At 44.9% G+C, this 20,864-nt stretch carries 22 protein-coding genes; 14 read left to right on the top strand and 8 right to left on the bottom strand.

The features are described from left to right. Positions 1–25 precede the first annotated feature (25 nt). On the top strand, positions 26–454 hold the full coding sequence (locus tag CFK45_RS07925; RefSeq protein ID WP_096085901.1) for a hypothetical protein: 429 nt from the start codon (positions 26–28) through the stop codon (positions 452–454). 89 nt (positions 455–543) lie between these two features. Here the strand turns inward: CFK45_RS07925 and CFK45_RS07920 are convergent, their stop codons facing one another. After that, a complete protein-coding gene (locus tag CFK45_RS07920) occupies positions 544–1,524 on the bottom strand; it encodes a glutathione S-transferase family protein (RefSeq protein WP_096085968.1) in 981 nt (326 codons plus the stop codon). Between the two features lie 694 nt (positions 1,525–2,218). On the opposite strand from CFK45_RS07920, the gene CFK45_RS07915 reads away from it, so the two are divergent. Next, a complete protein-coding gene (locus tag CFK45_RS07915) occupies positions 2,219–4,417 on the top strand; it encodes a carbohydrate-binding protein (RefSeq protein WP_096085900.1) in 2,199 nt (732 codons plus the stop codon). Positions 4,418–4,516: 99 nt separating this feature from the next. Here CFK45_RS07915 and CFK45_RS18285 read toward each other — a convergent pair whose 3' ends face one another. Then, entirely contained in the window at positions 4,517–4,708 is a 192-nt protein-coding gene (locus tag CFK45_RS18285; protein WP_143247518.1) for a hypothetical protein, read from the bottom strand. Positions 4,709–5,677: 969 nt separating this feature from the next. Continuing rightward, entirely contained in the window at positions 5,678–5,926 is a 249-nt protein-coding gene (locus CFK45_RS07910) for a DUF1737 domain-containing protein (RefSeq protein WP_096085899.1), read from the bottom strand. A 400-nt stretch (positions 5,927–6,326) separates the two neighbouring features. Here CFK45_RS07910 and CFK45_RS07905 point away from each other — a divergent pair, with 400 nt between their 5' ends. From CFK45_RS07905 to CFK45_RS07880, 6 genes are all read left to right on the top strand, one after another. Beyond that, a complete protein-coding gene (locus CFK45_RS07905) occupies positions 6,327–7,094 on the top strand; it encodes a tyrosine-type recombinase/integrase (RefSeq protein WP_239923610.1) in 768 nt (255 codons plus the stop codon). 81 nt (positions 7,095–7,175) lie between these two features. Further along, positions 7,176–8,372: an ABC-three component system protein gene (locus tag CFK45_RS07900; RefSeq protein ID WP_143247517.1), complete on the top strand. Its 1,197-nt coding sequence runs from the start codon at positions 7,176–7,178 to the stop codon at positions 8,370–8,372. Further along, on the top strand, positions 8,372–8,869 hold the full coding sequence (locus CFK45_RS07895) for a three component ABC system middle component (protein ID WP_096085897.1): 498 nt from the start codon (positions 8,372–8,374) through the stop codon (positions 8,867–8,869). Before CFK45_RS07900 ends, CFK45_RS07895 begins: the two co-directional genes overlap by 1 nt. Beyond that, a complete protein-coding gene (locus tag CFK45_RS07890; protein ID WP_096085896.1) occupies positions 8,866–11,103 on the top strand; it encodes a DUF3732 domain-containing protein in 2,238 nt (745 codons plus the stop codon). The genes CFK45_RS07895 and CFK45_RS07890 overlap by 4 nt, the downstream gene beginning before the upstream one ends. Positions 11,104–11,114: 11 nt before the next feature. Next, positions 11,115–11,879, top strand: a complete 765-nt coding sequence (locus CFK45_RS07885) for a hypothetical protein (RefSeq protein ID WP_096085895.1) — start codon at positions 11,115–11,117, stop codon at positions 11,877–11,879. Positions 11,880–11,920: 41 nt separating this feature from the next. Beyond that, entirely contained in the window at positions 11,921–13,288 is a 1,368-nt protein-coding gene (locus CFK45_RS07880; protein ID WP_096085894.1) for a glycosaminoglycan attachment protein, read from the top strand. 33 nt (positions 13,289–13,321) lie between these two features. Here CFK45_RS07880 and CFK45_RS07875 read toward each other — a convergent pair whose 3' ends face one another. The 5 genes from CFK45_RS07875 to CFK45_RS18280 form a co-directional block, all read right to left on the bottom strand. Beyond that, positions 13,322–14,095, bottom strand: a complete 774-nt coding sequence (locus CFK45_RS07875; RefSeq protein WP_096085893.1) for a site-specific integrase — start codon at positions 14,093–14,095, stop codon at positions 13,322–13,324. A gap of 176 nt (positions 14,096–14,271) precedes the next feature. After that, positions 14,272–14,466 carry a carbon storage regulator gene (locus CFK45_RS07870; RefSeq protein WP_096085892.1) on the bottom strand — a complete coding sequence of 65 codons (195 nt, stop codon included), beginning with the start codon at positions 14,464–14,466 and terminating at the stop codon, positions 14,272–14,274. Positions 14,467–14,913: 447 nt separating this feature from the next. After that, the gene (locus CFK45_RS07865; RefSeq protein WP_096085891.1) at positions 14,914–15,189 is read right to left on the bottom strand and encodes a hypothetical protein; all 276 of its coding nucleotides are present in this window, start codon (positions 15,187–15,189) and stop codon (positions 14,914–14,916) included. A gap of 104 nt (positions 15,190–15,293) precedes the next feature. Continuing rightward, positions 15,294–15,542, bottom strand: coding sequence for a DUF1737 domain-containing protein (locus tag CFK45_RS07860; protein ID WP_096085890.1), 249 nt, complete (start codon positions 15,540–15,542; stop codon positions 15,294–15,296). Continuing rightward, complete coding sequence (locus tag CFK45_RS18280; RefSeq protein WP_143247516.1) at positions 15,543–15,734, bottom strand: hypothetical protein; 192 nt, start codon at positions 15,732–15,734, stop codon at positions 15,543–15,545. A 151-nt stretch (positions 15,735–15,885) separates the two neighbouring features. Between CFK45_RS18280 and CFK45_RS07855 the strand changes: the two genes are divergently transcribed. The 6 genes from CFK45_RS07855 to CFK45_RS07820 all read left to right on the top strand — a co-directional run bounded on the left by CFK45_RS07855 (position 15,886) and on the right by CFK45_RS07820 (position 20,719). Next, the gene (locus CFK45_RS07855) at positions 15,886–16,944 is read left to right on the top strand and encodes a replication initiation factor domain-containing protein (protein WP_158224635.1); all 1,059 of its coding nucleotides are present in this window, start codon (positions 15,886–15,888) and stop codon (positions 16,942–16,944) included. A gap of 11 nt (positions 16,945–16,955) precedes the next feature. Next, positions 16,956–17,264 (top strand): DNA-binding protein, encoded by a 309-nt coding sequence (locus CFK45_RS07850; RefSeq protein WP_143247515.1) that lies wholly within the window; start codon positions 16,956–16,958, stop codon positions 17,262–17,264. Beyond that, positions 17,264–17,461 carry a hypothetical protein gene (locus CFK45_RS18275; RefSeq protein ID WP_143247514.1) on the top strand — a complete coding sequence of 66 codons (198 nt, stop codon included), beginning with the start codon at positions 17,264–17,266 and terminating at the stop codon, positions 17,459–17,461. Before CFK45_RS07850 ends, CFK45_RS18275 begins: the two co-directional genes overlap by 1 nt. A gap of 605 nt (positions 17,462–18,066) precedes the next feature. Continuing rightward, positions 18,067–19,323, top strand: a complete 1,257-nt coding sequence (locus tag CFK45_RS18270; RefSeq protein ID WP_143247513.1) for a hypothetical protein — start codon at positions 18,067–18,069, stop codon at positions 19,321–19,323. A gap of 2 nt (positions 19,324–19,325) precedes the next feature. Then, a complete protein-coding gene (locus CFK45_RS18450) occupies positions 19,326–19,610 on the top strand; it encodes a hypothetical protein (RefSeq protein ID WP_096085883.1) in 285 nt (94 codons plus the stop codon). Next, positions 19,511–20,719 carry a zonular occludens toxin domain-containing protein gene (locus tag CFK45_RS07820; RefSeq protein ID WP_143247512.1) on the top strand — a complete coding sequence of 403 codons (1,209 nt, stop codon included), beginning with the start codon at positions 19,511–19,513 and terminating at the stop codon, positions 20,717–20,719. Before CFK45_RS18450 ends, CFK45_RS07820 begins: the two co-directional genes overlap by 100 nt. Positions 20,720–20,864 lie beyond the last annotated feature (145 nt).

Here is a 20,864-nt window from a genome sequence, read left to right as displayed (position 1 = left end):
AGCAACCAGATTTAAGAGGTAAAAAATGAAAAAGATTATGTGTTTAGCTGCTGTGCTGGCTGCGAGCTCCGCCTATGCCGAGACCCAGCAAGAGCGCGATCAAAAACTTATTCAAGACCTAGAGCGCCGCCACGGCCTGGATACACCGGCGCCGGCGGCCGAGCGTTTAACCAGCAGTCGCTTGCTAAATGGCAGCAGTGATGTTGAAAGTGATGCATCCAGCCAAATCGATCAGACTCGCATTGTTAAAGTGCTGCTCGATGAATACCAATCGGCTGATGATATCGCCAATGAACTTGATATCGAGTTGATTTCAGATGGCGACGACGCTGCAGCGGTTTATCGTGTTGGTGAAAACCAGAGCATAAGTAGCGTAGTCGGTGAGCTGAAACAGCACCCAGGTGTTTTAGATGCCAAACAAGAAACCATTATTCGGGTGAATAAACCCCAGTAATAAACTTCAGTAATTACAACGCTTAAACAAATCTTACAAGGCGGCTTGCAGTATAAGCCGCCTTTTTTATAGCTGCTTGTTTAAAACACTTACTTTAGCTGATCGCGATTGTGCGGGCGCAAATAGTCAATATCCGGCCCCACAGGAACCACTTGCGTTGGATTGATCATGGTATGGCTAAAGTAGTAGTGGCGCTTGATATGATAAAAATCCACTGTTTGGGCAACGTTTTGCCATTGATATAATTCACGCACATAGTTGCTAAGAGCAGGGTAGTCTTCAAGGCGTTGGCGGTTGCACTTAAAATGGCCGTGATAGACCGAATCAAAACGAATAAGTGTGGTAAACAAACGCCAGTCGGCTTCACTAAGTTCAGCCCCCACCAAAAAGCGTTGCTGGCTTAAACGTTGTTCAATATTATCTAAGGCCTTAAATAGATCGTCATAAGCCAGCTCATAGGCCTTTTGAGTGGTTGCAAAACCACAGCGGTAGACGCCGTTATTTACGTTGTTGTACACCAGTGTGTTGATCTTATCGATGGCCTCGCGCTTCTCAAGCGGGTAAAAATCCTGCGTATCGCCAGTTAGCGTATTAAACGCACTGTTAAACATTCGAATAATTTCAGACGACTCATTGCTAACGATGCAGTTTGTTTGTTTATCCCACAGTACAGGCACGGTAACACGCCCGCTGTAATCGTTTTTATTGCGCGTATAAACTTGGTGTAAAAACTCAGATTCAAACAGCGTATCGCCACTGCTGCCTTCGTGCTTATTGAAGCTCCAGCCGCTTTGCAGCATATCCGGGCTGACGACAGAAACGCTGATATGCGCTTCGAGCTGTTTGAGCTTTCGAAAAATCAAGGTGCGGTGTGCCCACGGGCAGGCAAGCGATACATATAAATGATAACGGCCAGATTCTGCCTTAAAACCAGCAACACCGCTGGGGCCCGCCGAGCCATCGGCCGTAACCCAATTGCGCAGCTGCGCCGCCTCGCGCTTAAATGCGCCGTCTGAGTTTTTTGTGTCATACCACGTATCGTGCCACTGACCGTTTACTAAAAGTCCCATAAAAACCTCATCTTTACTGGTGTGAGCTTGCTCTGCTGTTAAAACAAGAGCAGCGCCTAGGCCTAATTTACGCCGCATCTCGATACTTAGACCTTAAAAACAACGATCTTCGACGTATTAAAAACAAAAAGCACCGAGCCATCAAAACAAAACCGCTGCCCAAGCCATTACTGTCAATGGGCTGTTGCAGAGCTGTTGCAGAGCTTCGCAATTTGCCTGCTTAGTCAGCACAATGCAGCGCAATCTTACAGAAGCTGGATCTTGCTTAGAGAGCAAAGCGCATGGTTGTTGTAGTCGTTATGACTTTATATGCTTCTGCAATTCTTGATCAGCTTTCACTAAGTGCCAGCTTGAAATACTTCACATTTCTTCACTACAAATGACACGTATTTGCTTTTTATTGCGCCAAAATGTAATAAATCTGCGGTTTTTGGATATTCTAAGTATGCGTAGTGAGCGGGGCTCGTTTTCTGTTTTCTTCTCGAGTTGCTCGCAGGCCATGGCTTTTAGGGCTAGCGCCTAAACGCTGCGTACTTCTGATGCCCAGGCATTAGGAGTATTTATCTCAGTCTCGCTGTTATTTGTTTCTTTGTCTGTTCAAGAAAATCCCCTGATCTTGTACAGCTTGTCTTGTTGAAACAACTATAAGACCGAATTTTGTAAAAAATACAATAAAGCAAATTAGGATCTTCTTATGAAACACAATCAACCCGTCCGGGTGCGCTGCCGTGCCTTGGCTCTTTTCTTATTAACTGTACTCGTTAGCCCAGTAACCTGGGCTGCCAATTTTTATGTCGCGACGAATGGCAATGACAACAACAGCGGCACACTTAGCCAGCCGTGGAAAACCATACAAAAAGCGGCCAACACCGCTAAAGCCGGCGACCATGTTTTTATCAAGGCCGGCAACTATTACGGCACAGTAAATGTAGCCAATAGTGGCCACGCCAATGCGTGGATTAGCTTTGACGCGATGCCCGGCGATGAACAAAAAGTGATATTAAATAACGCAGCATTTCGTATTATTCGCAAGAGCTACATTCGAGTATCGGGCATTAAAATTAATAAATCGCCCACCGAAGGTTTTTATGTGGAGGGCCCCTCGTCAAATATCACACTTTCAAACAACCATACCTACGATACCAAAGCATCGGGCATTGGCATTTGGGGCGTTCGCTGGAAACAAGACCCCAAAAACTATGAAAACATTCGCAATGTAAAAATTTTAAATAACAAGGTAGAAAAAGCCAATAACGGTGGTTACAACGAATGCATCACGCTGGCCAATGGCATTGTCGGTTTTGAAATATCAGGCAATGAAGTTTTTAATGGCGGCGACCCGACCTATGGCGGCGAAGGTATAGATATTAAGCTCGGTATTAAAAATGGCGTTATTAAAAACAACTACGTTCACGATCTAACCCGGCGTGGTATTTATCTGGATGCGGCCGGCATCTTGCCTGAATTTCCTAAGCCTTATATCGATAACGTAGAGGTATTTAACAATTACGTTTGGAACAATGAAGGGCAGGGCATCGCGTTGATGACCGAAGGTGTTGGTGATATCAAAAATGTGAAGGTGTACAACAATGTCTTAAGCGGCAATAGTGAAGACGGCATTATGTTCTATAAGCACCCTCAGGGCAGTGGCAGTATTTACAATGTCGAGGTCAGCAACAATACCATCTATAACAACCCTCGCTATGGTATTTTGCTACATTTCCCCGGCTCTCATTCGAATATATTCCGCAATAACCTTATGTATAAAAACGGTACCGACAGCTATTTTAAATCTGGTGCTTATAGCGCCTCTCACAATTTAAGCGGCCGGGACCCGCTGTTTGTCAATGCTTCGTCACGGAATTTTCAGCTAAGAGCAGGTTCACCCGCAATCAATGCCGGCTCCGCTCAAAATGCCCCCAGTGTAGATGTGCAAGGCAATGTGCGTGTACAACATGATATCGGTGCCTATGAGCATGTAGACACCTCAACAGGCTCGCAAAGCCCCTATAGCAACCATATTATCCCCGGCCTTATTCAAGCAGAAGACTTTGATTTGGGCGGGCAGGGGCTTGCGTATTCGGATTCGACCCCGGCAAATTCCGGCGGCGTTTATCGCAGCACTGAAGCGGTGGATATTCAGGATACAAGTGACAACGGCGGCGGCTTTAATGTCGGTTGGGTTACAGATGGTGAATGGCTGGAATACAGTTTGGCGGATATCAGTTCGGGAAGCTATGACATACATATGCGTATTGCCGCCAATGGTTTTACCCAAGGTAAATCCATAACACTTACACTTGGTAACAAAAAGCTCGGTACGCTTGAATTTAGTGGCACCGGCGGTTGGCAGAACTGGAAAACCGTAAGCCTAAAAAATGTCAGCCTTGTACAAGCGCAAAACCAAGTGCTAAAAGCTCAGTTTAATGGCGGCGCTTTTAACCTAAACTGGATATTGTTTGAATACAGCGATAATTCGCCCGGCACACCGGCAACCGTTTTGTTTGAAGCCGAAGACTTTATCAATACCGGCGGCAGCTATGGCGGCTTTGAACGCTACACAACAGCCAGCGGTATTGCCGCAATCAACTTTAATCAGCGCGGCGACTGGGCGGAATACCATGTGCAGGTGCCCGAATCGGGTGTGTATCGCTTTGAGGCAAAACTGGCGACGACACAAGAAAAAACCGCGATTGAAGTCTTTGTTGATGGCAGCTCAAGGCTCAAAGAGAATGTTGCCAACAATGGCAACTGGGATCAATTTCAAAGCTTGAACGCCAGCACGAGGCTAGATTTAAATGCTGGGCAGCATCTAATCCGTATTCAAAGCTCCGGGGCTTCAGATTCCACGTGGGAGTGGAATGCCGATTCCTTTACTTTAATTAAAGAGTAGTTTAATTAAAGAGCAGTTTAATTAAAGAGCAGTTTAGTTAAAGAATCGTTGTTGATGTGGGGTCAGATAAAGCTTTCCTGTGCACTTTAACTTCTCAGCTTATCTGACCCCGTTTTTCCCAAAAAAAATCTGCTGATACGCGTTGTCTACCTTAGCTTTTGTTTCCAGCTGGCTGGCGATATCCATATCAACAAATAGATTTGGGTGAGACTTTGTTTCAAAAGCAGGGGCAGCAAAAACGGTGGATGACAAAGCCGCATACACACATGACGCAATTGTTATTTTTTTCACGCTTAATTCCTTTTATTCGTTTAAATGATGGCGACAAACAACCGGTGTGTTATCTATACGCCTTTAAGTGTTACGTTTTTGTCGATAAAACCTGCTCGATCTTCAACAGCCTCGACATCACAAGTTTTACTGAAGAATAAAACGTTTTACAAATGCGAATGACACAAAATAATCTTGTCTAAAAGGTTTAAATACAAGATTCAGAGCCTCTAGCTAAGTTGATGTGTCACTTGGTTCTTTGTCGTGTTTTTAAGATTGGATGTACTTAATCTGGCGCGAATATTTTTCCAGCTTTAACGGGCATTAAATATCGACTTTTCGAGTAATGTTGTTTTGCTTACCATGCAATTGTTTTTGTTGTTCAACATTTGTCGCTGGCCGACAGATTGATTCGAGTTTTTTTGGCAATGCGTTTTGAGCAAAAAACTTCCCATCCAGGCTGGAGCGGGATCATCTTGCTGACAACACTTTCAGTACTATCTCTGCCTCAATCTACCAACTTCAATTGCGAACGAATAATCATGAAAACTTCAAAGAACTCCGCTCGTGTTGGCGATAAATTGTTAAGAGGGCGCTCTAACAATTAAAAGTCTTGAGTATGAAGATTGATCTTACGTTTGTTGTGGTGGCGGGAGCCGCCGTATTTGTTGGTGCGAACTGGGATCGCTAACTTTGGGGCTGCGAAGGTGCAGAAGCAGGGGAGTTGGCTTGACCTTAGCCGGCCGCAGCCAGGCCCGTTTTAGTCGCCTGCTAACAAATTCTAGCTGAAGCGGATTCGATTTTGACTGCCGGTTAGTTCAAGGCGCGCCTTGTAACCTCTGAAACGGTTGAATACTTCTAGACTGGAAAACACGGGTTCAGAAGCGAGTGACAGTCAGATCACGCAGATAGTTAATAGCGTTGGCACTCCGCATACGCAATGCATGCGTTAATAAAATCACACATTCATATTTTTGGTAAGGAAACGACTTATGTTAAGTCGTCAACACGTCTCATCGCTTCGGCGGTGGTACTTTTTGAATGAGCTTCACTTTCGTTGTATGCGCTACCAACCGCTGATTCACTAGTGACTTTGGCGAGAGCCTGATAAGCGAAGTTTGCGTTAAAGCTAACCCCACCGACCGGCTTCCACCCGTCGTTTAGGTACTTGGCAACTTCTGCTTCAAACTCAGGCAAGCTAGGCTTACCGCCAACCACTTTGTATAGCGCTCGCTTCACTTATGTAGCATCCTTTCTGATTTTACTGTTCGGTGTATTTTGACGTAATATTTATTAAATTTCCAACCACTTGTAATCCATTAATAGTATGAGAATTAAGTGATCTTCGACCTCAACGCATTCACAGAGGCGGATTTTTAATCCCGTCACCACTAGATTACTAATAAATACAAAAAATCGTATTCGGTAGCTTCAATCTTATTCTTCCGAGAATAAAACTCGTTTTTTACGCTATGGCTTACATTGTATTTTAGCCGTGGGCGAGAATGTTCATTATTAAAAATCATTTTCGTTTTGCACCATTTACTCCCAAACGGGTAAAAATTACCTGACTGCCGCTAAATTCGGGCTTTCCCCGTTGATTTCCATGCTGGTCTTGGGGCTTTTTCGAGCCTATAATGTGATCAGATTTGCACCAGGATTCCCGGACGAAATGGTACAAAAACGGCTCCCAGACAGCGGGTTTACCCACTCGCGCTCCCAGCGTCTCTTTCACCCAGTGGAAGCGCCCTCGATCGACTTCCCCATTCAGTCAGTACGGATAGATTGGGATCGCCTCGTTGCTAAACGCCCAATGGTATTGGAAACGGTCGATGCAATGCCGGCCTACCTACTTAAACCTGAAATCTTGCGCTTACTTGAAGCCGAAAAGCATCCGACCTACCGGTTGATGCTCGATTTAATGTGGACAACCGGTGCTCGAATATCCGAAGTGCTCGCGCTAACGCCGTGCTCGTTTGTAGATGATGGCTACGACTTTGGCGTGATATTAAAAACATTGAAGCAGAGACCTGGGAGACCGAGTCGAGCGAGCCTTCAACGCTCACCTAAACGCTACATTCCCATTGTTGATCATGCGCTAGAGGACCGAATTCAGAGTTATCTTTACGCAGGGCATTTCAAAAAAAATGAGCGCATTTTTTCGATGTGCCGTCAGACGGTAAACCGGCACATTTATGCCTTGGTCGAGAGAGTAGGGGGCGCACCTTTTACGATCAGTGCACATACTTTTCGGCACTCGTTTGCCATTCATTTGCTGTTGCACGGTCGGCCTCTGAAATACGTCAGTCAACTGTTAGGACATAAGTCAGTGGACAGCACTGAAATTTATACAAATGTGCTGACCGTCGACGGAGCGCATTTTTTAAATGGTGTAGATTTTCATTGAATGACAGGGGTCGACCCAGCGCGGACACTAATTAAATTACTCCCCACTGAATTAAAAGGTTAAAAATACAAGGAATAAAGCATGTCTAATACTTCGCAATTCGATGCGTCAGCTTCAATGCTTGGTTATATCTATCAAATTAGGTTTGCTCTGTATTTGTCATTAAAGAAGCTATCGGATTTGGCTGATCCTGAGCAGCTTAATGTTTCTATCGAGAAGTTGGACGACATTGCATTCGATAGTGACGGTTCGCCGGAAGAGCTTTTGCAGACTAAATTCCATGGTGACGAAGGTAACATCACAGATAGAAGTTCTGATATATGGAAAACCATTAGGGTTTGGGTAGAGTCGATTGAATCTGGAGAAATCTCACTCGGAAATGTAATTCTATCATTAGTTACGACACAAGCTGTTGCGGAGGACTCGCTGGCAAGTTTGTTGGGAGTTGGCCCGAAAAGAAATATAGATGAAGCTCTGGAGATCATGTCTGGGATCTGCGAAGAGTCAAATCAAACAAATGAAAAAGGCTATAAGGCCTTTAAGAGCTTGAGTGTCGCAGAAAGAAAAAGTTTATTAAGTGCTATCTATGTTGTTGGTAGATCAGAAGACCTATTAAAGATTAGAGAAAACATGAAACCAATTGCCAGACAGTCAGTACCTGTTCAGGCGATCGATGCGTTCTTAAATCGAATTGAAGGAAATTGGTTTAAGTGGGTCGTGGAAGCTCTGAGCAAGACTCCATCAACTGTCATCAATTTAGGCGTTTTACAAGAGTTAGTTGAAAACATACGCCCGGAATATGCTCTTACAAATCTGCCTGCTGAATATGTTGATGCGTTGCCCGATGCGATGGACGTAGACAATGACATGCGGGTATTTGTTAAACAGATGCGTTTGTTTAATGCCCCTAAAAAACTTATTGAGTTGGCTATAACTAATTACTACAGAGCATTTGAGCAACGAAATAAGTGGGCCGGAGACGGTTTGTTGAATCCCGGTGAGATCAGTGGTTTTGATAGAAAACTGTTTGAGAAGTGGTATGAGCAACAGGCATTTATGGAAATACAGGAGGCTCTTGACACCGAGGAGGCCAAGAGAGCGTATTCAGCGAAGTTGTATCAGTACTGTCAGCAGCAAGGTATTGTTCCTATTCGCCCTGATTTCGTAGAAGAGTACCTTTCCAAAGGCTCTTATCACATGTTATCAGATGACCTGAAAATTGGATGGCATCCTGAATTTGAGCAGTTGGGTAATGCAAGTAACGAGGGTGTTGCCTAATGATCATTGAATCAGAACTATCCAAAGAAGAGGCTAATCTTTATAACCCCGCCTACGTTGGGGTCGTCTTGTATCAGGCGATTCGGGAGTGTTCGGAAAAAAATCAGCAAGGACTTCATTGCTCACTTGTCTACTTAGTTGCCCCGCTAGCGTTATGTGGCCGCTACTCATCTGTATTACCGGCCTCTATATCGACGCCCCTAGCCGGCTGGGCTTCGGACTATGAAGGGCACTTAGTTGGATTTGCTAATTCAGTGAGTTCATATATCGATGTGGTTAACATGGCAATTGTATTTCTGCTTGAACAGAAGGCTATTTCTTTATCGGAAAATGGCTTCTTTCTAATTGATAACGGAGCAATGCCAAAGTTACCAGCAATGGTTAATAAAAACGAAGTATTTAAGAAGGCGTTTTTAGGTGCCGGATTTTTAGGTCGATGGTTTGGCCAATCTCCCTCCGTAGAGGGTATCTATACGCATTTGGGAGTGATGCCATGACTATGCAGATATTAGCTGTTTCATTATATGGAAAAAATGGCACGCGACGAGACGTCACATTTAAGCCTGGTTCGGTAAACATCATTACAGGGGCTTCCCAGCGAGGAAAAACCTCGCTAATCCACATTGTTGAATACTGTTTAGGCGCCAGTGAGTGCATGGTGGCGGCTGGCCATATTCGGGAGACTGTAGATTGGTACGCAATTTTATTGCAATACCCTGACTGTCAGGTGTTCATCGCGAGATCAGCCCCCATGCCTGGCTTTAAAGCATCATCGGCCTGTTATATGCTCGTTGAAAAAGAACTTTCCTTGCCGAGCAAATCGGAATTAACGAATTCCACCAATGTTGATAGTGTAGTTTCTTTTTTGACCCAAAAGGTTGGTGTTCCAGAGCATGTTACGGAAGTTCCCGAAGGACAAACCAGGCATCCGGTTACTATTGGGTTTCGACACTCTAGATACTATCTATTCCAAAGCCAGACAGAGATCGCCAATAATGAAATTCTTTTTCATCAACAGGCCAGGGACCGAGTTCCGCAGAATATAAAGGATACCTTGCCCTATTTTATCGGCGCCGCTGAAGACGACCGGCTCTCCGAAATGGAAAGGTTGAGATCGCTAAAACAAGATCGGATGCGTCTGGTAAAGCAGATAAAGGAAATTGAGTCATTAAAGGGGGATGGGCTTCAAAAAGGTTATTCGTTGCTGTCTGAGGCCGCAGAGTTGGGGCTGTACAGTTCGGGGAATCTGATTCCGAAAGATGAGGTTTTATTGGAGCAACTAGAGTTGGTTTCTAATTGGTCGCCAACGTTGGATGTAAATGTAGACGATGAGAAGGATCCGCTTATTGTCTTGGAGGCAGAGAATCGAAAACTCCAGGGCCAGAAAAGAGCGCTGAAGTTAAGGCTCAGGGAAGCCCAAGAATATACCTCGTCAGAATCTGGTTTTGAGCAGGCCGTAAACGATCAGGTGTTTAGGCTTCAATCAGTTGGGTTATTTAAGAAATTTGAAACTATGTCCAATGTTTGTCCTGTATGTGATAGCCCGCATGAAGGACCTTCAAAGTTCCAGGAGATAATTAGGGCTTCTTTGGCAGATCTATCTGGAAAATTACAGGGCGTTGGGCGCACTAGGCCTCGTATTAGTGGATATGTCAATCAGTTGTTACAGGAGCAGAGTGAACTTAATAATCAGCTTAAACGCACTAAACAATCTATCGGAAAAATTAGGTCGCAGGAAAATGAGGATGAGCAACGTGATGATCTGAACACACTGAGAGCTAAGTTGGCTGGGAAATGCAGTCTTTACCTTGAAAGCGTAGATTGGGCCGATGATAGCGAAAATTTAGAAACGCAGTTGGCATTGTTAGAAGAAGAGATATCGGTCCTTTCAGAAAAGCTCGACCCGGTAGCTCTAAGAGAAAAGTTGGAGGCTCAGCTTAATTGTATCTCGGAAGATATGACTGCTTGGGCTCAGGAGCTAGGTCTTGGATACAGTAATCATCGAATTCGTTTAGATGCGTCAAAATTAACAGTTGTTGCTGATACTCCTGATGGGCGTGTCAGTCTCGATAAAATGGGAAGCGGTGAAAACTGGATGGGTTATCATGTCGTCACTTATCTTGCTTTGGCAAAGTGGTTTTTGGAACGTGGTCGTCCAGTTGGTCGTTTTATTTTCTTTGATCAACCTTCCCAGGTATATTTTCCCGCTGACAAATCTGAGTCAGGAGACCTTTCCGAAATTGATAGGGATGAAGACAGAATCGCTGTTAAAAAGTTGTTCGAGTGGATTTTTAAAATTGTCGAAGAAATGTCTCCCGGACTTCAAGTAATAATAACTGATCACGCAGATATTGATGAGCCTTGGTATCAACAAGCCATTCGAGATAAAAAGTGGCGGGGTGAGTATGCTCTTATCCCAAAAAGCTGGTATGAAGAACCTCAGATTACAGAGTCAGATTTATATGCACATCTTCAAGAGTTAATTGTTCGTTGTAAGGAAGAGGTTAACTATACGCCTACATATTTTATTCGGATGCTTGAAGAGAGCGGGGCAATTCAAGCTGTATCTCAATTAGTTTTGGATCCAAAAGTATCAGAAGGTTTCACTAAGCTAGCTTTGGAGGGGCGTCTTGACCTGAGTGTTGAGTCTGTCGTTGTTGATAGTGCTTGGTCGTCATTGTTTGATGAGGATGTAATTCATGCTGCCAAAGTAAAGCTAATGAGTAACTAGGGGACGCTTGAATGTTAGATCGAAAAATAGAATACACAGAACAAATTGTCGCATTCGTAGATATTCTCGGATTCTCCAATCTCATCAATAGAATAGAAGAAGACGAAAAATTGCATAAAACCCTACATTGGGCTTTGAGTCATATTAAATCATATAAAAAAACTTCTGAAATGGACAACACCGCTCATTCAGACTTGGAGGTTAGTGTATTTTCTGATTGTATTGTCGTAACTGGAGATTCTGAAAATTTTCATGGTGTCACTTGGGCAGTCGGCTGGCTTCAGGCTCAGCTCTTAGGTGGGGGAATACTTACAAGGGGTGGTATTGCAACCGGAAAGATACATCACTCGGACGGCATCTTATATGGAGCTGGAATGATTAAAGCGTATCAAATAGAAAATAGTGCGGCCGTGTTTCCTAGGATAGTTTTAGATCAAGATTTGGCTTCCCGAATCCCTGAAAAATACAAATCCATATATTTTTCGCTAGATGTTGATGGGCTATATTTCGTTGATCCGTTTTCTTTTAACGGAAGTGTTGGAAATGTTGAGGCGCTGGTGGAAGATGGCTGGGATCCTCATGAAGTCTATCTGGAAGAAGTTGAGCGTCACATAAAAGAAGGAATTTCTTCCGCTAATCGAGTTGATCACATATCTAAATGGACATGGTTGAGTGTTAGGCTTTCTATTGCTAAAGAAAATTATATCAACACTGGTGAGACAAGGCTCACACAGTTATGGAAAAATACTGAACAAGTCAATGTGGCCGATCGTTAACGCGTCGTCAGCATTGATGCGTTAATCTATCAGGAATAATCATGGACGAGGTAATCGTAAAAAGATTAGATATAAAAAGATTCAATGCCCTAGCCGCTCAATCTAGAAGCCCCGCAGCAGCATATATGAGTGAAGAATTAGAATGGTATGCTGATGATTCCGAAGTCGTCTTGGGTATTGTACTTCGGGATACAGTTGATGACGACTTTGTTGGCATTCTGTTAGGGCGAGATGAGGGTGACCGCTTTAGAGCATTTGATGTTCAAGCCTCAATTGAAACGCTTGAAGAAGCGCGAACGTGGGTCCAAGGCGGTATTAGATGGCACGCCAGCACAGGGAATACTGCATTTCCCCAAGGTGATGAAACGAAGGGTTTGGACTTATTTACTCCAGTAGTCTCAATTGCAAAGCAACATCCATTCTTTTCAAAGTTATCTCGAGAAGATTCATTTATACCTGCCAAAACAATTATCAATGAGCTTATGCCTCATTTTGTTGATGTTGACGGGAATTTTATTGAGCAATTTCAAAGTTCCGGGTTTGACGCCAGGCTATGGGAACTCTATTTGAATACGTACTTCAATGAAGAACAACTGTTTTTTGATCGAGAGCACCATGCGCCAGACTTTTTGGTTGAAAAATATGGTCATAAGGTCGCAGTTGAAGCAGTAATAGTGGGTAGAAAAAATGAAAACCCTGCCTTGCTACTCCAGAAAGAGCCAAAATTATTGCACCCGTCTGAAATAGCGGAAAAGCACAAAAATGAAATGCCGATAAAATTTGGGAGCCCGCTTTATAGCAAGTTAAAAAAAGAATATTGGATGCTTGAACATGTGAAAGATAACCCTCTCGTCTTCGCAATAGCGGACTTCCATGATGATCAGTCGATGCAGTGGAGTTCAAATGCTCTAATAAACTACCTCTATGGAGTAAAGCACGAATTTACCAGAGACAAAGACGGCAAGCTTATTATTTCCGCCTTAAAAATCGAAAAACACCAAGAGGGAGATAAGGTAATTCCGTCAGGTTACTTCTTTCAGCCTGATGCAGAAAATATAAGCGCAGTACTGTTCTCTGCTACTGGAACAATATCAAAGTTTAATCGCATAGGGCGTCAGGCGGGCTTCGGGCCCGATAACATCATAATGCATCGGTTTGGTACGTGTCATGATCATGATCCGAATGCGTCCTTACCCAAGCAATTTGCTTATCAAGTAACAACAGATTCAAACGAAACGTGGAGCGAAGGTTTATCCATGTTCCACAATCCAAACGCTAAGCATCCAGTGCCGGAGGTGTTATTTCCATCGATCGCGCACCACTATTTTGATAACGGCCAAATAATCAGTCATCTGCCGGAATTTCATCCATATTCGTCGATGACAATAAATATGAAGATCGCACCCTGATAAGCCGCAAGCGTATATTTGGTCGACACTCGGCTAATTTAGATTATTTAGCGCGTCCTCTACAACTTCTTCGGGAGGCTCCTCGTAAATTAAAGTCGTTGACGGGTTTACGTGACCAGCAATCTTCTGCGCGATTTTTACGGATTTTTTCTGCTTGTGTATAACATTTGTGATGAGAGATCTCCGGCCACTGTGTGAGCTAGCTTTTTCTATACCAGCCCAATCACGAAGCATTAATGCCATGTGTTCTTGTAATGTATTCGGCGAATAGGGGCCGCCTTTCTGGGTAATAAAAAGAGGGGAGGAGGGTTTTAGTTTTTCTCCCTTATCTATTCGAAACTGTATGTAGGCAATCAGAGCATTTCTAAGATCCTGGTTAACCATGGGCAGATCACGAGATTTGCCCTTGTGTTGTTTTACAGGTGGATAAAAGTTTTCAGGGTTAATATCTGACCCTGACTTTGCCAAAGCTTCAATCTGTTTAACGACCTTGTTAAAGGAGTCCACATCGAAGCTGATCGTTTTACGTTGGTAATGCGTTTTTGAACGCTTCATGGCATCTGCGCCTTTGGTGTACGCCGCAGGCAAGCTCATAACTTCAAGTAGCTTAAACCCCGTGCCTGTTGAATTGAGCTTGGCCACTTCTTTAAGTTGCAATAGGGATATTTCTTGCGCACGGAGACCAAGTTTGAAACTTATCTGCATAATCGCCGCGTTCTTTTCGGGATGACGGTGATCCTGAATCACTTGAAAAAGATGATACTGTTGCACTGGTGTAGGTACGCGTGCTTGTCCAGATTTAGCCATAGAAACCTCTCAGATAGGGCACGAAACATAATCCGTAATAATGTTATTTTAACGGATTATTGAGGTTTTTCTAATAGGGGGCTTATGTTTATGCGCGATTTGAGAGGTTGCTTTTGCTAAAAGCTACGAATCACTCAGATAGATAGCATCAATCGACACTATCTATGTACAACTGTTTATGCGTAATCTAGCTCAAGTAATTCGTCTCTAACAACTTCGACGGAATCAGGCGCGTCTATGCCTACGATAACCTGGTTACCGCGACCTTCATTAAGAACGATGGATATCGGACCGTCTTCGGTAATCAAAGTGAGTCTTGAGCGGTCGTCATTAGAATCGGCTGAACCAGCCTTGCGTGTGAGTATAAGCATATTCGCATCCTTGCTAATAAATTGATTGAAGTTAGATTTTATCTGATCTTAGAAAGCTGATTGTAGGTGCACACCAATGGATTCTGTAGGACATCAGCCATAAAGAAGTGTGGGCTGTTGTTCAACCAACACACAATTAATAGTGGCTAGAAATGACCGGATCGTGAGTCCGGGCACCGAGTTTCTAACTTTGCTTGGAAACTTATAACCTTAGTTGGAAAAACTTATCACTTTAGTTGGACGCCCATGCCTGTATTTGCCTCTCCCGGCGTTAGCCTCAATAACTGCGCATAATAGGCGTTTATGTTTAAGAGTGAGTGGGGTGATTTGCTTTTTAGAATCGCCCCTCGATCGAGGCGATACGCAGCCAGCTAAAATTGCCTGGCTGGCGAAGTATTGAACATAGACTAGATTATGCGGGGCTTGACGCCAGTCATAGCCTTACAGTTATTGCTTGCATAGCTCCTCAATATCAACTTGATTGCTTCGCGCGCGGTCGTGCGCTTCGACTAGTTTTTTGTCTGCTATTTCGAAGATTACGGCGCTTCTAATGCTTTCGCTATTTCCTGTTAATCCGCCACTTCGGTTGGCGTGATCACGAATAAATTGTGTGGCCTGGCTCTTTCCGCCTTTTTTTATCGATAGCAGCTCAAACAGCAGGGGATCTATAGATACTGTTGTTGTTTTGGTTGCGCTTTTTAGCTTGATAATTTTACTGGCCATGCCTGCCTCCTTATTTGGTATAAATAATTATACCTCACAAGTATAAATATTTAAACCGAAAAAGAATAAATATTTATACTGCTTTGATATGGCGGGCCGACTACTTATGTTAGGTCGTCTACTCGCCTCATGGCTTCGGCGGTAGTGCTTTTTGCTTCGCTTTTTTCTTCTTTGTATGCGCTGCCGATAGGTGATTCATTGGTGACCTTGGCGAGAGCCTGGTAGGCAAAGCTTGCGTTGAATGCTACGCCGCCGACGGGTTTCCATCCGTCGTTTAAGTGCTTTGCAACCTCTTCTTCAAATTCTGGCAGGCTGGGCTTGCCGCCAACCACTTTGTATAGCGCTCGCTTCATTTATCTTGCCTTTTGTGCCAGCTCGACATCTTCGAAGGTTACGTCCTTTATGCCTTTGAAAATTATTGCATCGGCTACATCAGTGGGCTTGATGATGCGTCCGGCCTTGCTTGATAGCTGCCATGCTTTTTTCTCGATCGCTTCCCATCGCTCGATGCGCACTCGCAGAGAGTGAGATGTCTTGCTGTTCATAAGTTAACCAATCCAGTTGATTTAAGTTGAATTGTAAACCTGTATACACGTAAATTCGTGCCTTGACGAATAAAGTACTTGCGATATGTATACAAATATGTCTACTATTTACACGTAATTTGTATACAAGGATTCAGGGAGAGGTATTACTGTGGTTGTTCAAGGTATTGCGGGGGCGCAAAAAACCCCGGTAGTAATACGGGGTGAAAGTCCTGAACTCGAAGTTAGTATTGATTGGCTAACTTTTACCCTTCCTAAACTTCCTTTTTTTGATTTCTTTTCTGAGTCGCCGGTCGATCTGGCCCCGTCTCAATTTCTATGGTCGGTTTTGGCGCAATTTGCCAAAAACTACCTAGGGGCCGATTTAGAGACCGGCTTCTTTCCCGGCAAAAACTTCTATAAGCACTCTGTACGTCTGACCAATGGCGGTTTTATTGCGTTTGGCGGTAACAATGTCACTGTTCGCCCTGATGGCACCGAAATTCGCAAGCAAGAGCGATTCTGCGTTTCGCTTTCGGGTGAGGCGTGCCAGGCACTTCCTTCGTTTAAAAACCTGTACAGCTTCCTTTGCTATTTGAATCGCCCTTTGCGTGTCGATGGCACGGAGGTGCATTTCGACCCGGTCAACATCACGCGCATCGATGTGGCGGTTGATGATCATCGCGGCATTTACAACATTGAAGTGGCTCGCAACAAGTATCAGCTCAATGAATTTGCCGGAAAAGGGCGCCCGCCTAAGGCTAAGTACATCGATGACTTTGATTCCGGCGAAGGAAAAACGCTGTATGTCGGGAATAGGGCGCACGGCAAAATGATGCGCATTTATGAAAAGGGCAAGCAGCTTGGCGACAAGCTTAGTAGCTGGGTTCGCTGGGAATTGGAGTTGGGCGCAAAAGATCGCGTTATTCCGCTCGACGTCTTGATGTATCCGAAATCGTATTTTGTTGGCGCTTACCCTAAGGCGCTTGGCTTCGTTAGCGAAGCCGTTGCGGTGATCAAAACTGCAAAGGAAAAAGTTCGCATTACTTACGAGCATATTCGCTCAGTTATTCGTCGCCAGTACGGCAAATATCTTAACTATGCCCAGCAAGTGCTGGGTCTTGATCCTGACTCGGTTGTTAATGAGTTTTTGGTATCCGGCATCCCAGAGAGGCTTAAGGCAAGCCTCTTAATTCCTGATAGAGAGCTGCATTCCGTGGCCGCAACTTAGAGAGAAAAGCTATGCCTATGTTTATTCGTGGCCTTGTTAAAGGCGTTAAAAGTGATACGCGTGTTAATCGTTCGACTGGCGAAGAAAAAACCACTTGGAAGGTCGGTTTTGAGGAGCCTAAGCCAAATGGTTATGACGGCGAAATGATTATTCGCGATGTTCAGATTACGCGCTCGCAGCTTAATGAAGGGCTGGGTGCTAAGTACGAAAAGCTTATCGGCCAAGAGGTTCAGGCGCCTGTTTTTTGCTCGCCTTGGTCTAACGGGAAGGGCATGACCATTTTCTTTGCTGATGATGGCCAGCCGCTTGGAGTTAAGTAATGGAGCTTCGACGACTAACACCTGAAGAGGCGCGCATGTATCGGAACGTTCCCGCTCATGCTCAGGATATTTTGCGCAGCGTTGAGACGCTTGGTGTTGATTTGCATAAGCCGGAGCAATGCACCATTTGCAGCAATAAGCAATTGGGGCTGCACGTTCAAATGCGCATCAAACATATTCGCGCGGAGCGCGGCTAGTGCAAACCATTGTTTGCGAAGGAACGATAACGCAAAGCTCAGAAGGCTTTGCAACGTGTTCGACGGGTTGGCTTGTGCAGTTGGCAAGCGTCCCGTTTGACTACAGTCAGTTACAGCCCGAAACGGTTATGACTGTATTTACTGCAGGCTTTGTCCTGTATTTAACGGGCTGGGCCGTCGCGTTCGGCGCAGCTCAAATGCTTAATGTAATAAGGGGTAAATCCTGATGGATGCAATGGTAACAGCAGTAACAGGCGCGGTGGATTTCGCTGCAATTGTCGGCGGTATTGGCACAGTGGCAGCGGCGGTAGCGCTTGTCCTTGTGGCGAGCCGCGGGGCCAGCATGTTACTTGGCGCAATTCGCCGCTAAGTGCAGCTGGAAAAGAAAAGGGCGGGCAACCGCCTTTTTTTTCGAGGTTAAAAAATCATGATTGATCTTTGGTACTGGACGTTTTTTTGTATGGGCTTTGTTGTGGCCTATGGCGCGTGTAGGGCGATGACCAGTGGTTAGGGTTCTTGTTTTTTTGCTCTTATTGTCGGATGTTGCTTTGGCTGGCTATTGGTCTCGCGGTAGCAGGTACGGCGATGCTGGAGCGTGTCGTAGCTTGGCATCAACATCTATTTCAGTTGGTACTCCAGCTTATTGTGAGGAATTGGATTTCGGCTCAGGTAACTATGCTTATGATTATTACGCGTGGGTTGGCGATGGCGAGCCTTGCCCTCTCCCCAACTTTTTAGACCCAAACGGCACTGGTTGTGTTACGCCTTCGCCTGCCGATTGCGCCTCTGTTCATAGTGAAAATGGCGGCACTGCTCTTATCAGTAGCGGCGGCAATACTTCCTGTCAGGCTGGCATTCCTGATGACTCGGATGAATGCAAGCAGTCTGGCTATGTTTGTTACTCTGAAGGTCCTGTTGATGAGGATAGTCAGTGCGGTACAGTTAATGGCGTTCAAGTCTGTGTCACATCTGAAACAAGCGGGCAAGCGGGCAACTCCTCTGGTTTTGATAATGGTGGCCAAACCGAAACATCAACGCGAACGGTTGGTGAGCCTGAAGTAAGCACTTCAACATCAACAGATTCTTCTACCAATACGACGACCACAACCACCACGACAACTACGACAACCGAGACGACCGAGTCTGGCCCTATGATGGTTGAGGAAGAGGAAGAGGATTTTTTTTCTACGTTTGACGGTTTCGAGTATGAAGAAGGTTCTTATGGTGTGCCTGTCGATTGTGGCAACGGGGTTGTTGCTGCCAGTCTTATTGATTGCGATACCGCTACGCGCTGCCTAAGCCATCAAATGGTGCTTGGCCATATTTGTGTTGATCGCCCAGAAATAAAAACCACGGAATATGAGCAGCGAACGACTGAGTCAACGGTAACAATTGATAATGCAACAGGTGAAATTATTGATCAGGTTGATACAAGCTCTAGTACTACAGGTGGTGACACGGGTCGCTCTTCATCTGCTGTAAACATTGAGGCCGTGCTTGAATTCGAAGGCCCTTGTGATCCTTCACAAAAAGACTATTACGATTGCATCGAGGTCACGTTAACCAATTTACCTGAGCACACGTCGGCAAGTGTTTCCACGTTCGGTGAAGCAAATACCCGTTTTTATGATTCGCTGTCATCCAGCGCAGTTGCTCAGAGTTTTAGTGCCGTTTCCGGCATTGTCAGCTTGGACAATGCTATTTGCCCACTGCTTAGCGTTGATCTTTCTTCAACATTAATTAATCAGACCATTTCAACGACGATTCATTGCGAGTTGATGGAAACGGTGTCAACGCCTATTTCTGCGGTTATGTTTGTTGTCTATGTCTGGTTTGGCTTTAGGATTTTTGCGAGCGCTTAATTATGGAAAATGAATGCAGTTGGTATGACCCAAGTTGCTCGTTGACGTGGCTCTCTGAAGAGCTAAAGCTTTTAGCTGTCTGGGCTTACGATCATTTTATGCAAGGCCTTGCATCGCTGGTGAGTTATATACCGGTGCCTGATTTTTTACTGAATGCTGGCACGATGGAAATCCCTGCGGGTGTTGCGTGGTTCGCGGCGCCGTTTCAAATAGAGTGGGGCATCGGCATTATGGTTTCTGCATACCTTGCGCGCTTCCTTGTTCGACGCTTGCCGGTGATTGGCTGATGAGCATTACGGCTTATACAGGCTTACCTGGTCACGGCAAAAGTTACGGAGTTGTTGAAAATGTCATCCTTCCTGCACTTAAGGCAAAAAGAAAGGTTTACACCAATATCCCTATGGTCAGTGACAAACTGCTTACTGAATTTAATATGGATGTGTGCTCGTTTTCCGTTGACGATATTAAAGAAAATGATGATTGGTGGTTTACTACTTTTGAGCGTGGCTCTGTTCTTGTTATTGATGAGTGCTGGCGGCTTTGGCCTTCCGGTTTAAAAGCGAACAATGCGCGTGATAAAGACAAAGAGTTTTTGGCTGAGCATCGGCACATGGTTGGTGAATGCGGCAATGCCACTGAGGTGGTTTTAGTTACGCAAGATTTAGCTCAGATTGCTAGCTTTGTGCGACTGCTGGTCGATAACACGTTTCGGGTAAAAAAAGCATCCAGCCTTGGCCTAGATAAAAATTACCGTGTTGATGTTTTTTTCGGTGCTGTCACTGGTCAGAATCCGCCACTCTCAAACCGCGAACGAGAAATACACGGGCGTTTTAAAAAGAGCGTTTACGATTGTTATCGCAGCCATACAAAAAGCACTGTCGGCGCTGGTAACGAATCGCGCACGGATGGTCGCTTTAATATTTTAAAAGGCATGGGCATTAAGCTCGGGCTTGCGTTTATGGTGCTGATGGGTACCGTTGTTTTCTTTGGTGCTAAATCCGTGCTTGCGTATTTTGGCAGTCCGGAAGATTCAGAAGTAGGGCAGCTTGCCCAACCTGCGCAGTCCGCCTCCGATCCGGCGCCAGTGCAACCGGCCAAGCCAGTATACGAGCCGCCTACTCGCAAATTTTTATCTAAAGTCGATTCGATTTTCATTACCGGTTATTTCAAGGCGCGCCTTGCGACCTTTGAAACTGTTGATCATTTTTTCGAGCTCAACTTTGGCGATAGCATCGTGCACCTCAATCATCGAGAGCTTAGCCAGCTTGGTTATGACATCGAGCTTATCAACGATTGCTTGGCGTTGATTAAGGGGCCTGACTATGACGGTTTCGCGGGCTGCCGCTCGAGCAGCGAGTCCCAACATTTCTTCGAGCAGCTTGCTAGTGCAGAGTGAGTCTTTGTTTTGAGCGGAGCGAATAAACCAAGACTCACTCTGCACTTGATGGCTCCTAGTTAAAATTAGCCGCATAAGATTTTATGTGGCGACTCATTCAAACCGCCTTCCAGCTGATCAACCTTATTCGCTTCCTGGGCCGTCG

It is taken from the genome of Agaribacterium haliotis, assembly GCF_002312815.1.
Lineage (GTDB): Bacteria > Pseudomonadota > Gammaproteobacteria > Pseudomonadales > Cellvibrionaceae > Agaribacterium > Agaribacterium haliotis.
This window is presented reverse-complemented; position numbering and strand designations above follow the sequence as displayed.

What these genes read in the sequence shown, in the direction of transcription:
- CFK45_RS07925 (WP_096085901.1), top strand. Translation starts at nt 26, where the DNA reads ATGAAAAAGATTATGTGTTTAGCTGCTGTGCTGGCTGCGAGCTCCGCC.
- CFK45_RS07920 (WP_096085968.1), bottom strand. Translation starts at nt 1,524, where the DNA reads ATGGGACTTTTAGTAAACGGTCAGTGGCACGATACGTGGTATGACACA.
- CFK45_RS07915 (WP_096085900.1), top strand. Translation starts at nt 2,219, where the DNA reads ATGAAACACAATCAACCCGTCCGGGTGCGCTGCCGTGCCTTGGCTCTT.
- CFK45_RS07900 (WP_143247517.1), top strand. Translation starts at nt 7,176, where the DNA reads ATGTCTAATACTTCGCAATTCGATGCGTCAGCTTCAATGCTTGGTTAT.
- CFK45_RS07895 (WP_096085897.1), top strand. Translation starts at nt 8,372, where the DNA reads ATGATCATTGAATCAGAACTATCCAAAGAAGAGGCTAATCTTTATAAC.
- CFK45_RS07890 (WP_096085896.1), top strand. Translation starts at nt 8,866, where the DNA reads ATGACTATGCAGATATTAGCTGTTTCATTATATGGAAAAAATGGCACG.
- CFK45_RS07885 (WP_096085895.1), top strand. Translation starts at nt 11,115, where the DNA reads ATGTTAGATCGAAAAATAGAATACACAGAACAAATTGTCGCATTCGTA.
- CFK45_RS07880 (WP_096085894.1), top strand. Translation starts at nt 11,921, where the DNA reads ATGGACGAGGTAATCGTAAAAAGATTAGATATAAAAAGATTCAATGCC.
- CFK45_RS07875 (WP_096085893.1), bottom strand. Translation starts at nt 14,095, where the DNA reads ATGGCTAAATCTGGACAAGCACGCGTACCTACACCAGTGCAACAGTAT.
- CFK45_RS07870 (WP_096085892.1), bottom strand. Translation starts at nt 14,466, where the DNA reads ATGCTTATACTCACACGCAAGGCTGGTTCAGCCGATTCTAATGACGAC.
- CFK45_RS07865 (WP_096085891.1), bottom strand. Translation starts at nt 15,189, where the DNA reads ATGGCCAGTAAAATTATCAAGCTAAAAAGCGCAACCAAAACAACAACA.
- CFK45_RS07860 (WP_096085890.1), bottom strand. Translation starts at nt 15,542, where the DNA reads ATGAAGCGAGCGCTATACAAAGTGGTTGGCGGCAAGCCCAGCCTGCCA.
- CFK45_RS18280 (WP_143247516.1), bottom strand. Translation starts at nt 15,734, where the DNA reads ATGAACAGCAAGACATCTCACTCTCTGCGAGTGCGCATCGAGCGATGG.
- CFK45_RS07850 (WP_143247515.1), top strand. Translation starts at nt 16,956, where the DNA reads ATGCCTATGTTTATTCGTGGCCTTGTTAAAGGCGTTAAAAGTGATACG.
- CFK45_RS18275 (WP_143247514.1), top strand. Translation starts at nt 17,264, where the DNA reads ATGGAGCTTCGACGACTAACACCTGAAGAGGCGCGCATGTATCGGAAC.
- CFK45_RS18450 (WP_096085883.1), top strand. Translation starts at nt 19,326, where the DNA reads ATGGAAAATGAATGCAGTTGGTATGACCCAAGTTGCTCGTTGACGTGG.